General features: G+C 59.6%; 12 protein-coding genes. 7 read left to right on the top strand and 5 right to left on the bottom strand.

What is annotated here, in order from left to right; translation table 11 throughout:
• Window positions 1–43 precede the first annotated feature (43 nt).
• From efeB to efeU, 3 genes are read right to left on the bottom strand one after another with little or no spacing between them, the layout of a single operon-like run.
• Entirely contained in the window at window positions 44–1,324 is a 1,281-nt protein-coding gene (gene efeB / locus RTS12_RS07305; RefSeq protein ID WP_312526951.1) for an iron uptake transporter deferrochelatase/peroxidase subunit, read from the bottom strand.
• A gap of 2 nt (window positions 1,325–1,326) precedes the next feature.
• The gene (locus RTS12_RS07300) at window positions 1,327–2,490 is read right to left on the bottom strand and encodes an imelysin family protein (protein WP_312526949.1); all 1,164 of its coding nucleotides are present in this window, start codon (window positions 2,488–2,490) and stop codon (window positions 1,327–1,329) included.
• Complete coding sequence (gene efeU, locus RTS12_RS07295) at window positions 2,477–3,304, bottom strand: iron uptake transporter permease EfeU (protein ID WP_312526947.1); 828 nt, start codon at window positions 3,302–3,304, stop codon at window positions 2,477–2,479. Before efeU ends, RTS12_RS07300 begins: the two co-directional genes overlap by 14 nt.
• Window positions 3,305–3,985: 681 nt before the next feature.
• On the opposite strand from efeU, the gene RTS12_RS07290 reads away from it, so the two are divergent.
• The 6 genes from RTS12_RS07290 (at window position 3,986) to RTS12_RS07265 (ending at window position 9,948) form a co-directional block, all read left to right on the top strand.
• Complete coding sequence (locus RTS12_RS07290; RefSeq protein ID WP_312526945.1) at window positions 3,986–5,185, top strand: ABC transporter substrate-binding protein; 1,200 nt, start codon at window positions 3,986–3,988, stop codon at window positions 5,183–5,185.
• A 109-nt stretch (window positions 5,186–5,294) separates the two neighbouring features.
• Complete coding sequence (locus tag RTS12_RS07285; RefSeq protein WP_312526943.1) at window positions 5,295–6,086, top strand: ABC transporter ATP-binding protein; 792 nt, start codon at window positions 5,295–5,297, stop codon at window positions 6,084–6,086.
• Window positions 6,083–6,787: an ABC transporter ATP-binding protein gene (locus tag RTS12_RS07280; RefSeq protein ID WP_312526941.1), complete on the top strand. Its 705-nt coding sequence runs from the start codon at window positions 6,083–6,085 to the stop codon at window positions 6,785–6,787. Before RTS12_RS07285 ends, RTS12_RS07280 begins: the two co-directional genes overlap by 4 nt.
• Window position 6,788: 1 nt before the next feature.
• Window positions 6,789–7,676 (top strand): branched-chain amino acid ABC transporter permease, encoded by an 888-nt coding sequence (locus RTS12_RS07275; RefSeq protein WP_312526939.1) that lies wholly within the window; start codon window positions 6,789–6,791, stop codon window positions 7,674–7,676.
• A gap of 1 nt (window position 7,677) precedes the next feature.
• The gene (locus tag RTS12_RS07270; RefSeq protein WP_312526937.1) at window positions 7,678–8,715 is read left to right on the top strand and encodes a branched-chain amino acid ABC transporter permease; all 1,038 of its coding nucleotides are present in this window, start codon (window positions 7,678–7,680) and stop codon (window positions 8,713–8,715) included.
• Between the two features lie 126 nt (window positions 8,716–8,841).
• Window positions 8,842–9,948, top strand: a complete 1,107-nt coding sequence (locus RTS12_RS07265) for an NADH:flavin oxidoreductase/NADH oxidase (RefSeq protein WP_312526934.1) — start codon at window positions 8,842–8,844, stop codon at window positions 9,946–9,948.
• Between the two features lie 134 nt (window positions 9,949–10,082).
• Here the strand turns inward: RTS12_RS07265 and RTS12_RS07260 are convergent, their stop codons facing one another.
• Together RTS12_RS07260 and RTS12_RS07255 are read right to left on the bottom strand one after the other, a co-directional pair.
• Window positions 10,083–10,643 carry an NAD(P)H-dependent oxidoreductase gene (locus RTS12_RS07260; RefSeq protein ID WP_312526932.1) on the bottom strand — a complete coding sequence of 187 codons (561 nt, stop codon included), beginning with the start codon at window positions 10,641–10,643 and terminating at the stop codon, window positions 10,083–10,085.
• Window positions 10,644–10,822: 179 nt separating this feature from the next.
• Window positions 10,823–12,871 (bottom strand): DEAD/DEAH box helicase, encoded by a 2,049-nt coding sequence (locus tag RTS12_RS07255; protein ID WP_312526930.1) that lies wholly within the window; start codon window positions 12,869–12,871, stop codon window positions 10,823–10,825.
• Between the two features lie 393 nt (window positions 12,872–13,264).
• Between RTS12_RS07255 and RTS12_RS07250 the strand changes: the two genes are divergently transcribed.
• Window positions 13,265–14,551, top strand: a 1,287-nt coding sequence (locus tag RTS12_RS07250; protein WP_312526928.1) for a molybdopterin-dependent oxidoreductase, incomplete at its 3' end; no start/stop codon positions are given.

Raw genomic sequence — 14,551 nt, 5'->3', positions numbered from 1 at the left:
AAGCTCCTGAAAGGGGGCGGGCACGTTGGCGCCGCCATTGTGATTAGAGGCTGGCAATCAACTGGCTGGCCGGGAAACTGCCACGGGCAAAGCCCGGCAATGCAAAGAAATATCCACCACCTACGGGCTTGATATATTCCTCAAGCGGTTCGCCATTCAGCTTGTTCTGAACGGCGATAAAGCCCTGTTCGAGGTCCGCCTGATAGGCGATGAACAACAGCCCCTGATCAAGCTGGCCTGATTTTGTCACTCCAAGTGAATAGTTAAAGGGGCGGCGCAGCATCAGATGGGCGCGCGCCGATTGGCTGCGATCATTGGCCAGTCGGATATGGGCATCCATTGGGGTGACCTTGCCTTCAGGGTCGCGGGCAAAGTCGGGTTCATCGAATTCGCTGGCATGGGGCTTGTCCAAAGGTGCGCCCGACATTTTCATGCGCCCGATGACGCGCTCTTGCTCGCCCAGATTGGTGCGGTCCCAGCGCTCGACGAAATTGCGGATGATGCGCACGGCCTGATAGCTGCCATCTTGTGCCCAGGCCGGGCCTTGATCGGGGCTGACCCAAAGCATGTGATCCATCAGCTGGTGATCGCCCGGATCGGGATTGGCCGAGCCGTCACGAAAGCCAAGAAAATTGCGCGCGCTTTCGGTTTTGCCGTCGGCTGCGGCAGGCAGGACCGGGACCGAGCCCTCGACCTTCCATTTCAGCACCATCTGATCGGGAATATTCTTGATCAGATCGCGCAAGGCATGGATCACCGCATCCGAGGTATTGGCGCAGATCTGAACACCCAGATCGCCGTGGCATTGATCGGCGACCAAAGCGTCATTGGGAAACGAGGTCATGCGCTGCAACTGCGCAGGCTTGTGCGCGGCCAGCCAATCGCGGTTGTCAAAGAGGGATGCGCCGAAAGACAGGGTGATGGTCAAGGCATCCGGGGCAATGACCGGCCCCAGCAAGCCGCTGTCAAAGGGGGGCAGATTGGGGTCAAGCTGGGGGACAGGGCCACCATGGGTCAGCGTTTCGATCCGCTCGCCCAGCCGGCGCATCAGGTGCTCTAGCTCGGCCGGATCGCGGGCCAGAACGGCAAATGCCGCAAACAGGCCATGAGCGGGCCTGGGCGTGACGATGCCCGCCTGAAACCTGCCATAAGGCGAGATCGCCGCTGAAGCCGCATCGGCCAAAGGCGCATTGGTAACGGCCTCGCGCGGGGCATTGACGGGGCCTTGCTCGGCCGCGGCGCGATGGGCGATGGCGCCACCGATCCCGGCGGCACCCAAGCCCAACAACATGCCGCGTCTATTCAACTTGGTTTGGCCATCCATGCTCACGCCCCTAGACCCATTGCCTGATTGGCTTCGGCCAAAAGCGCCGAAAGCCGGGTAAAGCCAGCGGCCAGATCGCTGCGGGTCTGGGCTGGTGTGGTGCGGTAATCTGCGGGCAGGGCGGCAATCGCAGCTTCAAGGGCCGAAAATTCGCCATCAAGCTGCTCTTGCAAAAGCGGATGTCCATTCGACAAAAACGGCTTAAGCAATCCAGTCGAGGCTTTGATGCTGGCCAAAGCCTGTGCCAGCTCGGGGCCATCCTGGCCGTTTTGAGCATCCTCGCCGTCGGGGATCACGGAATCGGCCAGATGGGCCGCGTATTGGGCGCTGTGACCGGCAATATCGGCGGGCGCGGGGGCATAATCCTTGATGCGGTTGACCAGATCGGCACTGTCGCGAACCAAGGCTGCGGCAGTCTCGGGGCCGCCCGGTCGGTCTTGCCACAGCGAGGCTTCGAGGCGGTGAAAGCCGGTAAAGGCCGGATCATCGACCCCTTGTGCCAGATAGCGCGGCGAAGGATCGATCCGCTCGGACAAATCAGAAAAGCGCCCCGCCAAAGGCTCGATCCGGCGCCAGGATGCACGGGCCTCAAGAAGCTGGCTGCGGGCGTTGTCCAGATCGCCAGCAACAAGCGCATCCGACAGCTTCGTCAGCGACTTTTGCATGCGACCGGCATCAACCATCATGCGGACCTTATATTCCGACAAGGGCCCAATCATGGCGCGGGTCGGCGGCTGCTTTTGTTCGGCCAGCGATTGATCGGTTGCGGTCACGATCAGCTTGCCGCGCGGGCTGGACAGCAGGCCGCAGGTGATTTGATATTCACCGGGCGAGAGGCGGACCGCCAGATCTGCGCTAAAGCCCGGGGCGATATTCTCGCGCTCGGCCACGACCATGACACCGTCAAGGATCTCCCATTCCAGCGGACGGGTCTGGGCGGCGTTGAAGATCCGAAATCCCTGCCGTCCGGCGGGCAGGGTCAGCTCCATCGGATCGCACAGCGTTTCTGTGACCCGGATCTGGGTCAGCCCTGGCGTATTGGGGTCATGGCCACGCTCGGACAGGGTCAGTGCGGTGACAAAAAGCCCCAAAGAGAACAGGCACAGGCCAAGGCTGGCAGGCAGGATAAGGCGGGGGATCGGGCGCAAAGGCTCAGCTGCGGGCATGTTGCGCCTCGGTCTTGGGTTTTTCGGGACGCAAAATCCACAAAAGCGGCAGCAAAAGCGCGATCAGATAGACCACGAGTTCGCCCAGAACCAGCGTTTCGCGATAGCCAAGAAATCCTGCCAGCAGCGTGCCCAGCAGCGAGGATTCGGGCAGATGTTCCGACAGGTTCCAGATCGGCTGTTGCAGATGGTTCCACAGCCCCGCCTCATGCAGGGCGCGCGGCACGCTGGCGGCGATCCCCGCTGCGACCAGCACGATGAAAATCGAGGTCCAGCGAAAGAACCGCCCCAGATTGACGCGCAAGGCACCGCGATGGATCAGCCAGCCCAGAACAATCGCGGCAAGCACACCCAAAAGCGCGCCCAAAGGTGCATTCCAGCCCGCGCTTTGCTGGAAGATCGCCAGCAGGAAAAAGACCGATTCCAGCCCCTCGCGAGCCACGGCGGCAAAGGCCAGCGCCACCAGCGACCAGATCGAGCCGCCTCGAAAGGCGCTGTCCATTTGCGCGTGAAGATCCGATTTCACGCTGCGCCCGAATTTATGCATCCAAAGCACCATGGTGATCAGGAACACATAGGCGATGATGCCGATCGCAGCCTCAAGCAGCTCCTGCGCCTTTTGCGGGAATGCGGCATTCATCCAAATCAGCACCGCCCCACAAAGAAGCGCAAGTGAGAGTGCCAAGAAAATGCCGGACCAGATGGCGGGAAGCTGTGCGGATCGGCCGGTTCGGGTCAGATAACCACATAGAATACCGATGATCAGGGCTGCTTCGAGCCCCTCGCGGAGCATGATAAGAAAAGGAGCGAACACGAAACCAATCCCGGACGATCGCTATTGATTTGCCCAGATAGGACAGAAAGCCGCAGATGTTCAACAGAAATAGTCGGGAAAGTTCGTGGCGTAAAATTTTGCAATCTGGCAAACTGTCGCAGTCGCGAATTTTGTGATTATTTAAATATTACAAGTGGATGCAGGTATTTCGAGGTCGCGCCAGTGCGTCAGATGTTGACGTTTTCCCTTGGTTTATATCGGAAAGTTCCCGCGAATTTGTTCGGCCTCGCACCTGAAACCTGCATTTAGATGACCAAATCACCCCAAGATTGCGATCATGCAGGCCCGCAGTCAGGGGTGCCGCGCGGTCACGCAGCCCTGCGACTGCTTTTGATGCTGTGTTTTTGATCCGATCCGAAGGTTGTCGCGGATAGGGAGTGCTTGCGCCGCAACGGCACTTGCAGGGGGCTGTCCTAGAAATGAGTTTATTCTATTTATATATCTATTTGTAATTATACATAAATATCAAACATTACCCCATCATCTTCTGATGCAGCCGCCTGCTTTCCTGTTGTGTCAATTTGTCTTGCCATAGGTCCGTTTAGTGTGAACCAATCAGCTATTGGACTGGGGGAGGCGTCAATGGGCATGGGACATGTAGCCGAGAGGCTTTTCGTGTCCTGATCCCCTGGCCAAAAACAACGCGAGAGGGGGAAGGTCATGAAGAAGGTTTTGATGTCGGCAAGCTGCCTGGCCATGCTTGGGTTACCGGCGCTGGCCGAAGTTTCTGATGGCGTGGTTAAGATCGGTATTCTGAACGATCAATCTGGCGTTTATTCAGATTTTGGCGGCAAAGGCTCGGTCGAAGCGGCGAAAATGGCGGTCGAGGATTTTGGCGGCAAAGTGCTGGATGCCCCGATCGAGGTGGTTAATGCCGATCACCAGAACAAACCGGACATCGCCTCGAATATCGCGCGGCAATGGTATGATACCGAAAAAGTCGACTCGATCATGGAGCTGACGACATCGTCGGTCGGTCTGGCCGTGCAGGCTCTTTCGCAAGAGAAAAAGAAGATTACGGTAAATACCGGGGCTGCAACCTCGGATCTGACGGGTAAATCCTGCACGCCCTATGGCTTTCACTGGGCTTATGACACCCATGCTTTGGCGGTGGGAACGGGTGGCGCATTGGTCGATCAAGGCGGGGACAGCTGGTTTTTCCTGACGGCTGATTACGCCTTTGGCTATGCGCTGGAGGGAGCCACCAGCGAGGTGGTGGCGGCCAAGGGCGGCAAGGTGTTGGGGTCGGTCCGGCATCCTTTGGCGACGACGGATTTCTCGTCCTTCCTGTTGCAGGCTCAGGCGTCGGGCGCCAAGGTGATCGGGCTGGCGAATGCGGGTCTTGATACGCAGAACTCGATCAAACAGGCGGCGGAATTCGGCATTACGCAGGCCGGACAACGGCTGGCCGCGCTTTTGTTCACCATTGCCGAGGTTCATGGTCTGGGGCTGGATGTGGCACAGGGGCTGACCCTGACCGAGAGCTTTTATTGGGACCGCAACGACGCCTCGCGCGAGTTTGCCAACCGCTACAAAGAGCGCACGGGCGCCATGCCCAATATGGTTCAGGCTGGCACTTACTCGGCTGTGCTGTCCTATCTACGCGCAATTGAAGCTGCCGGAACCGATGAAACCGAGGCGGTGGCAGCCAAGATGCACGAGCTGCCCGTCAAGGATTTCTTCGCCGAGAATGGCAAGGTCGGGCCGAATGGTCGCCTGATCAGCGATGTCTATCTTTTCGAGGTGAAAAAGCCCGACGAGAGCAAGGGCGAGTGGGATTACTATAAGCTGCTTGCGACCATTCCCGGCGATCAGGCCTATATCGACCCGGCCAAAAGCGGCTGTGCGCTGGTCAAATAGCCCAAGCCCGTCAACCGATTACACGGATGCCGGGCTTCGGCATCCGGCTTTTGCGTGCAACTTCCGGGATAGTAAAAATGCCTCAGCTTAATAGTGCAGCGAGCCGTCAATGAGCGCCCCTCAAGCGGCCGTCACGGGATCAGGTCTGGCACCAGATCAGATCGTTTTGTCAGCGCGCGGACTGGGCAAGGATTTTTTCGGCTTCACCGCCGTCAATAACGTCGATCTGGATATTCGTCATGCCCAGATCCATGCGCTGATCGGGCCGAATGGTGCGGGTAAAACCACGGTTTTCAATCTGCTGACCAAGTTTTTGCAGCCATCGCGCGGGGTGATCACCCTGATGGGGACCGACATCACCCGCATCAAGCCCGAAGCGGTGGCGCGCATGGGGTTGGTGCGCTCATTTCAGATTTCTGCGGTCTTTCCCAATCTGACCGCGCTGGAAAATGTCACGGTTGCCCTGCAGCGCCCCAATGGTCTGGCGGTGCAATTCTGGCGCCCGATGCAGGCGTTGGATCGGCTGAAAGACGAGGCATCAGGCTTGATCGATCGCCTTGGGCTGGCGGCATACCGCGACACCCGCGCGGGCGATTTGTCCTATGGGCGCAAACGTGTGCTTGAAATTGCAACGACCTTGGCGCTGAACCCCAAGGTCTTGCTTCTGGACGAGCCGATGGCTGGGCTGGGGCAAGAGGATGTCCAGATGGTTGCCACCATTATCCGCGATGTCGCACGCGAGCGGGCCGTGCTGATGGTCGAGCATAATCTGTCGGTCGTGGCAGATATTTGCGATCAGGTCACGGTGCTGCAACGCGGCGAAATTCTGGCGCAGGGTGATTATGATACCGTCGCGGAAAATCCTTTGGTGAGGATGGCCTATATGGGGGCAGAGGCATGACGACGACGCTTCTGAATGTCTCGGGGTTGCAGGCGTGGTATGGCGAAAGCCACATCCTTCACGGCGTTGACCTAAGCGTCTCCGAGGGCGAGACGATCTGCATTCTGGGCCGAAACGGCATGGGTAAGACCACGACCTTGCGCGCCATCATGGGCATTTTGCGCAAGCGACAGGGGCAGATCCACTTCGCAGGCAAAGATCTGATGCGGATGCCGCTGCATGGGGTCGCCCGTGCAGGTCTTGGCTTTGTGCCCGAAGAGCGTGGAATATTTGCAACGCTTTCGGTCGAAGAAAACCTGCTGCTGCCGCCGGTCGTGGCGCCGGGCGGCATGGATTTATCCGAGATTTACGCGCTTTTCCCCAATCTGGAGGAGCGACGCAACAGCCCCGGCACCAAGCTGTCGGGCGGAGAGCAGCAAATGCTTGCCATGGCCCGGATCCTGCGCACGGGTGCACGCTGCCTGCTTTTGGATGAACCGACCGAGGGGCTTGCCCCTGTCATCATCCAGCGCATCGGCGAGGTTTTGGCCCAGTTGAAAGCGCGCGGCATGACCGTGGTTCTGGTCGAGCAGAATTTTCGCTTCGCGGCCAAGATCGCGGATCGGTTCTATGTGATGGATCATGGCCGAATGGTCGCGAATTTCCCTGTGGCCGAGCTGCCCGCGCAGACGGCTTTGCTTAACGCGATGCTGGGGGTCTAGGATGACGGCGCTTTTTGGCATTCCCCCCGCAGCATTTCTGGGCCAGTTGCTGATCGGACTGATCAACGGCTCTTTCTATGCTTTGCTCAGCCTTGGGCTGGCGGTGATCTTTGGCCTTTTGCGGGTCATCAATTTTGCCCATGGGGCTCAATATATGCTTGGGGCATTTACCGCCCTGTTGATCGCGAAATACGCCGGGATCGGTTATTGGTTCGCGCTTGTCATCGTGCCTTTGCTGGTCGGCGCATTCGGCGTTCTCATCGAGCGCACGATGCTGTCGCGGCTTTACAAGCTTGACCACCTTTACGGGCTGTTGTTCACCTTTGGGCTGGCGCTGACCATCGAGGGAACGTTTCGTTACTTCTTTGGCTCATCGGGCCAGCCCTATGCGGCACCCCCAGAATTTGCCGGGGTTTGGAATCTTGGTTTCATGATGCTGCCGAAATATCGCGGTTGGGTCATTCTGGCCTCGCTGATCGTCTGCCTTGGAACCTGGCTGCTGATCGAGAAAACCAAGCTGGGCGCCTATCTGCGTGCGGCGACGGAAAATCCGACGCTGGTTCAGGCCTTTGGCGTGAATGTGCCGCTGCTTTTGACCCTGACCTATGGTTTTGGTGTCGCGCTTGCGGCGCTTGCCGGTGTGCTTGCGGCCCCGGTTTATCAGGTATCGCCCCTGATGGGGTCCAATATCATCATTGTGGTATTTGCCGTTGTCGTGGTCGGGGGGATGGGCTCGATCTTGGGCGCGATCGTGACTGGCTATGCTTTGGGGATCGCGGAAGGCCTGACCAAGGTGTTTTATCCCGAGGCCTCCAATATCGTGATTTTCGTCATCATGGCGATTGTCTTGATCCTGCGACCGGCCGGACTGTTCGGAAAAGAGGTCTGAGATGACACAACCCGCGACTGCCTCTGCCTCAACCCCCAACTCTTCGTCGCAAGGCGCAGCCGCTGCGCCAGAGCCCGTCACCCTTCATCCGCAAGCACGCCAGATCCGCTTGGCGGTCTTGGTGGTGGTCGTGGCATTGGGGCTGGTTGCGCCTTTCCTGATCTATCCGATCTTCGTGATGAAGTTCTTGTGCTTCGCGCTTTTCGCCGCCGCCTTCAATCTGTTGCTGGGCTATACGGGCCTGCTCAGCTTTGGCCATGCCGCCTTTTTTGGCGGGGGCGCCTATGTCACCGCTCATGCCGCCAAAGTCTGGGGATTTGGCCCCGAATTGGCCCTGCTGATCGGTGCGGGTGCTGCGGCAATCTTGGGGGTGGTGATCGGGGCCTTTGCCCTTCGACGCAGCGGCATCTATTTCACGATGATCACGCTGGCGCTGGCGCAAATGTTTTACTTTTTCTGCCTGCAGGCGTCCTTTACCCATGGTGAGGACGGCATCCAATCCGTGCCGCGGGGCAAGCTGTTTGGCATGATCGATCTCAGCGGCGGGCTGGCGATGTATTATTTCGTCTTCGCCCTTTTCCTGATCGGGATGCTGGTGATCTGGCGCTTTGTGAATTCGCCCTTTGGGCAGATTTTGCGCGCCATTCGTGACAATGAACAGCGCGCGATCTCGCTTGGCTATTCGGTGACCCGTTACAAGCTGGCGGCATTTGTGATGTCGGCCACGCTGGCGGGGCTGGCTGGCGGGATGAAGGCGCTGGTCTTTCAATTCGCGACGCTGACCGATGTCAGTTGGCAAATGTCCGGCGAGGTCGTGCTGATGACGCTTCTGGGCGGGATTGGAACCTTGGCCGGGCCGATCTTTGGTGCCGGGGTGATGGTCAGTCTGCAAAACTATCTGGCAACGTCAGAATTTCCGGTGACGATCATCACGGGGATTGTGTTCATGGCCTGTGTCTTGCTGTTTCGCCGCGGGTTCGTGGGCTCGTTTTATGCCTCACGGCTGGGGCGCAGCCTCGGCTATAAAGCCGACAACTAGGGGGCGTGGCGCGGCCCCGGCATGATCGCGCGCCCGTTGCAGGCTTGGTCATGGCAGCTATGCCTTGCAGCACCGGGGGACATAGGATTTGTTGTGGGCCGGATGCCGTCGTGAGAAAGGACTGCCATGCCACATTCGCAATTGTTCGAACCCATTACGATCGGGGGGCAAACCCTTGCCAACCGCATCGTTATCGCGCCGATGTGCACCTATTCCGCAAAAGACGGCCAGATGACCGACTGGCACCTGATCCATCTGGGTCAACTTGCCATGTCGGGGGCTGCCATTCTGACGATCGAGGCCACCGCCGTCGCACCCGAGGGGCGCATCAGCTATGGGGATGTCGGGCTGTGGGATGACACCACCGAGGCCGCGATGAAGCGCGTGCTTGATGGGGTGCGTGCCTGGTCGGATATGCCGATTGCCATCCAATTGGCCCATGCAGGGCGAAAGGCCTCGACCGACTTGCCTTGGAAGGGGGGCGCGCAGATTGCCCCTGATCACGAGAATGGTTGGCAAACCGTGGCCCCTTCGGCCGTGGCGTTTCAAAATCACGAGAACCCGCCTGTCGCGCTGGACCGGGCAGGGCTGGACCGTATCCGCGAGGCCTTTGCCGATGCCGCGCGCCGCTCGGCGCGGCTGGGGCTGGATGCGATCCAGATCCATATGGCGCATGGCTATCTGCTGCATGAATTCCTGTCGCCGCTCTCCAATAAGCGCGATGACGAATATGGCGGCAGCCTTGAAAACCGCATGCGCTTCCCGCTGGAGGTCTTTGACGCGGTCCGCGCGGCCTTTCCGGCAGATCGCGCGGTGACGGTGCGTGTCTCGGGGACGGATTGGGTCGAGGGTGGCTGGGATATCGATCAGACCGTCGCTTTCGCCCGGGTTCTAGAGGCGCGCGGCGTCGATGCAATCCATGTCTCAAGTGCGGGCCTTGCGCCCGAGCAAAAGATCCCTGTCAGCCCGAATTATCAGGTGCCACTTGCCCGTCAGGTCAAGGCAGCGGTGAAAATTCCGGTGGTTGCCGTGGGTCTGATTACCGAACCCGAGCAGGCAGAGGCGATCATTGCGACGGGGGATGCGGATATGATCGGGTTGGCCCGCACCATTCTTTATGATCCTCGTTGGCCTTGGCATGCCGCAGCCAAACTGGGGGCGCAGGTCAAGGCCGTGCCGCAATATCTGCGCTGCCAGCCTGCGGTTTACCGCGACCTGTTCATTAAGGAATAGGCGCAGCTATTTCCCCCGAAAATGCGGCATAGGCTTTTTCGGGGGGCTTTGATCTAACAGGCTGCGCCATCGTATTTCGTCAGGAAAAGGACGGAAAGAATGTGCAGCCTGCCATCGGCCATGCAAAGCCGTGCTTATGCGTGGTTGCGTTCGATCCAGGTGCCGAATGCCGCCATAATCACGCCCAGGAATTTCGCGGTTTCGGGGGACTTCACCTTGCCTTCGGCGTCAAACATATCGTTGAAGCCTCCGATATAGGCCTCGGGCTGCTGCATTGCTGGCATATTCAGAAAGACCAGCGACTGCCGCAGGTGATGGTTCGCACCAAAGCCGCCGATCCCGCCGCCCGAGCCGCTGACCACGGCCGCAGGCTTGCCATTCCAAACGCTGTGTCCATAGGGGCGCGAGCCGACATCCAACGCGTTTTTCAGCGCGCCTGGCACCGAACGGTTATATTCGGGCGTCACAAAAAGAACAGCGTCGGCCCGGCTAAGATCATTGCGAAACCGCGTCCAGCTTGCTGGCGGCGTTGCCGTGTCCAAATCCTCATTATAATGGGGCAGATCGCCGATTTCGATATGTTCGAAGCTAAGCCCCGAGGGCGCCTGTGCGATCAGCGCATTGGCCAGCTTTCGATTTAGCGATTCCTTGCGAAGGCTACCGACGATTACAGCAACTTTGCGGTCTGCGGACATCATTCATCTCCTAGATATCATATCAATCCGGCATCGGATGGCCGAAAGGTGACGATGGCACGAAGAAACGTTGGTCCGTGCGAAAGGTTCAATTTGATGAATAAGGAAGCTTGATGACGCCCGAATGAAAAAGCCGCCCCAATGGGGCGGCTTGATCCAAATGATGGTGAAATCTGGGCTTAGCTCCAGGATTTCGTGCTGGGCTTGCGCTTGCCAGCGCCCCCTGCAGGACCGGGGCGACCCGGCTTGGCCGCACCAGCGGGCTTGCCGTATTTCGCCGCAGGCTTGCCACCGAATTTCGCCGGGGCCGCGCGTGCCGGACGATCACCATATTCGGCGCCGTCAGAAGAATTGGCCTTTTTCGCACGATCTTGCGAGGACCAACGCGGCTTTTTCAGCTTCTCGTTCTCAGAGGTCGGGTCAAAGGGCTTACGCTCTTCGCGGGCCGGACGGGGGGCGTAGCCAGCATCTTCCTCGACAAAACGCGAAGGCTTGCGCTCATAGGCCGGTTTATCCGCGCGCGGGGCACGGGCCGGGCGCTGGTCATCGCCAAAGTCGCGGCGCGGACGCGCGGGGCGGTCGTCGAACTTGCGCGGGGCACGCTCGCCACGCTCGGGACGTTCGCTGCGCTCGGGGCGATCAAAGACCGGCTCATCGGCCAGGCGGCGCATGACGATGCCTTCTTCGATCTCGGCACCATCTTGAAAACGATCGGCCATTTCCGCCGAGATCTGAACAAAGGTCTCGTTGGTTTTCACACGGATCGCGCCGATTGCATCGCGGGTGATGTTACCGGCTTCGCAGATCTTGGGCAGCAACCAACGCGCTTCAGCACGACCCGAATGGCCGACGGTCAGCAGATACCAGACCGAAGCACCAAAGGCTTCGCGCTGGCGCGGTGCGGCCGGGGCAGTTGGGCTGGCGGTTTCGGCCAGCTCTTCGGGGGCCGGACGGCCTTCGCGCCACAGTTTGATAAAGGCCGAGGCGACCTGTTCCGCGCCAAAGCGCTTGACCAGATGCGCGGCCATTGCGGCCTCGTCTTCCAGCGGCTCGCTGAGGGCGGGATGTTCCAGCATACGGCTGTCGTCTTTGGCGCGAACCTCGTCAGCCGAAGGCGCTTTGCCCCATTCCGCGACGACTTTTGCACCTTGCAACAGGCGTTGTGCTTTCTTGAATTCCGAGCTGGGAACGATCAGCGCCGAAACCCCTTTTGCCCCCGCACGACCGGTACGGCCCGAGCGGTGCAAAAGCGTTTCCGAGTTGGTCGGAAGATCGGCGTGGATCACCAGCTCTAGGCCGGGAAGGTCGATGCCGCGCGCAGCGACGTCGGTGGCGATACAGATGCGGGCACGGCCATCACGCAGAGCTTGCAGCGCATGCATCCGCTCTTGCTGGCTCAGCTCACCCGAAAGCGCCACGACGCGGAAACCGCGGTTGCCCATCCGCGACAGCAGATAGTTCACATTGGCGCGGGTCTTGCAGAAAATGATCGTGGTTTGCGATTCATAAAAACGCAGAAGGTTGAAAATCGCGTTTTCACGGTCGCGGGGCGAGACGCTGAGCGCGCGATATTCGATATCGCCGTGCTGGCGCGCTTCGCCAACGGCGCTGATGCGCAGGGCGTTTTGCTGGAAATCCTTGGCCAGCTTTTCGATGGCCGGCGGCACTGTGGCCGAGAACATCAGCGTGCGGCGATCCTCGGGGGCCGAGGACAGGATGAATTCCAGATCTTCGCGAAAGCCCAGATCCAGCATTTCATCGGCTTCGTCCAGAACGGCCGCGCGCAGGCCCGACAAATCCAGGCTGCCGCGTTCGATATGGTCGCGCAGACGACCCGGCGTGCCCACAACGATATGGGCGCCACGATCCAGCGCGCGTTTTTCGGTGCGGTAATCCATGCCGCCGACGCAGGTGGCAATCTGTGCCCCGGCTTCGCCGTAAAGCCACTGCAATTCGCGGGCAACCTGCAGCGCCAGTTCGCGCGTCGGTGCAATCGCCAGGGCAAGCGGCTGCTCGGCAGGCATCAGGCGGTCAAGGTTCGACAGAACCTCGGGGGCCATGGCGATACCGAAAGCCACGGTCTTGCCCGAACCCGTCTGCGCCGAGACCAGCAAATCGCGGCCATGGGCATTTTCTGCAAGAACAGAAGTTTGAACGGAGGTGAGGCTGGCATAGCCTTTGGCCGCCAGCGCCGCAGCCAAAGGTGCGGCAATATTATAGTCTGTCATGTACTTCGCCAGGAAAGGGGGTGCCATTGCACCCGATGAACGGCATCCATTCCCTTTCGCGGCAGAACGCCCAAAGGCTCGCCGCCCCGGAATATCGGAGCCAGAGTGGCGGCCCTATCCAGCCATTGACGAAATGTCAAAGAAAAAGAGACATTGGGGCCTAATTTTCTCGTAAAAAGGGAAAATTCGGGTGAAAAACCTGTTTGGTGGCATAAATTTTCGCCCTGATTCGGCTTTGATGGACCCAAGGATCGCCTTTGCGCTTGACCTTGAACAGCCTGCATGGCCCAAAGTCGATGTGCCTGTTTCGGGGCCGTGCCCATCTTGCGGCAAGCCCGCGCCACAGGAAGCTTATGCCACGGGTAAAATCGTCAGCCTTCAAAGGATCGGTGAATGGAAAGCGTCAAAAAGGTCCCGCATTGCAGCCATTGGGGTGCCTATTCGCTGCTGGTGGAAAATGGCCAGATCATCGGCGCCGAGCCCTTTTTCCGCGACCCGGCGCCATCCTCGATCATTCACTCAGTCAAGGATTGGGCCAATCCTGATCGCCGCGTTTTGCGCCCGATGGTGCGTGAAGGCTGGCTTTCAGCCCGGCAAAACAGCGACCGTCGTGGTCGCGGCTCTGAGCGCTTTATTTCGGTCAGCTGGGACGAGGCCGCCGATCTGGTGGCAAGTGAGATCAGCCGCGTTGCCGAAGATCACGGCAATGATGCGATCTTTGCGGGCTCGTATGGCTGGACCAGCTGTGGGCGCTTTCACCATGCACCGACCTTGCTCAAGCGGATGCTGAATCTGGTCGGTGGCTATACCGGCCATGTCGACACCTATTCCATCGCGGCCGGTCCGGTGATCTTGCGCCATACGCTTGGCAATGATGATGCCTGTATCGGGCGGGCCAGCACGTTGGATTTGATTGCCCAGCACACCGAAACACTGGTGGTCTTTGGCGCGCTTTCCCCACGCACGGCACAAAATGAGGCGGGCGGGATCGGCACGCACATGCTGGAGACCCGCCTGCGTGAGATGGTGGCCCGGGGCGTCCGCATCATCTTGGTTTCGCCACTGGCTGATGACATTCCCGATTGGGTGGGGGCGGATTGGTGGGCGATCCGACCCAATACCGACTCGGCGCTTTTGCTGGGGCTGGCGGGGGAAATTCTGCGCGCTGATCTGCATGACCGCGCATTTCTGGCGCGTTGCACCAGCGGCTCAGATGTCTATCTGGATTACCTTTCCGGCAAAAGTGACGGTCAGATCAAAGATGCTGACTGGGCGGGGGCCATTACCGGGCTGGATCCGTCTGCGATCCGCGCCTTGGCACGTCAATTGGTCGCAAGCCGTTCGATGTTAAGCTTGGCATGGAGCCTGCAGCGCGCCCAGCATGGCGAGCAGCCCTATTGGGCCGCATTGGGCTTGGCTGCGATGATCGGCCAGATCGGCTTGCCGGGGGGCGGGGTTGGCTATGGCTATGCCTCGCTTGGCGGGGTCGGGGCAGGGATCAACGCGGGTCGCTCGCCCGCGATTACCGCCGGACGAAATGTCATCGACAGCTTTATCCCCGTGGCGCGCATCAGTGATCTGCTGCTGCATCCGGGCACGGAATTCACCTATGAGGGCGAGACGCGGCGGTACCCTGATACCCGGCTGGTCTATTGGGCGGGGGGCAATCCCTTTCACCAT

Origin of the sequence: Paracoccus sp. (in: a-proteobacteria), from assembly GCF_032007265.1 — a bacterium.
Taxonomy (GTDB): domain Bacteria; phylum Pseudomonadota; class Alphaproteobacteria; order Rhodobacterales; family Rhodobacteraceae; genus Paracoccus.
The sequence above is the reverse complement of the archived record's forward strand: the minus strand, read 5'-3'. Positions and strand labels throughout refer to the sequence as shown.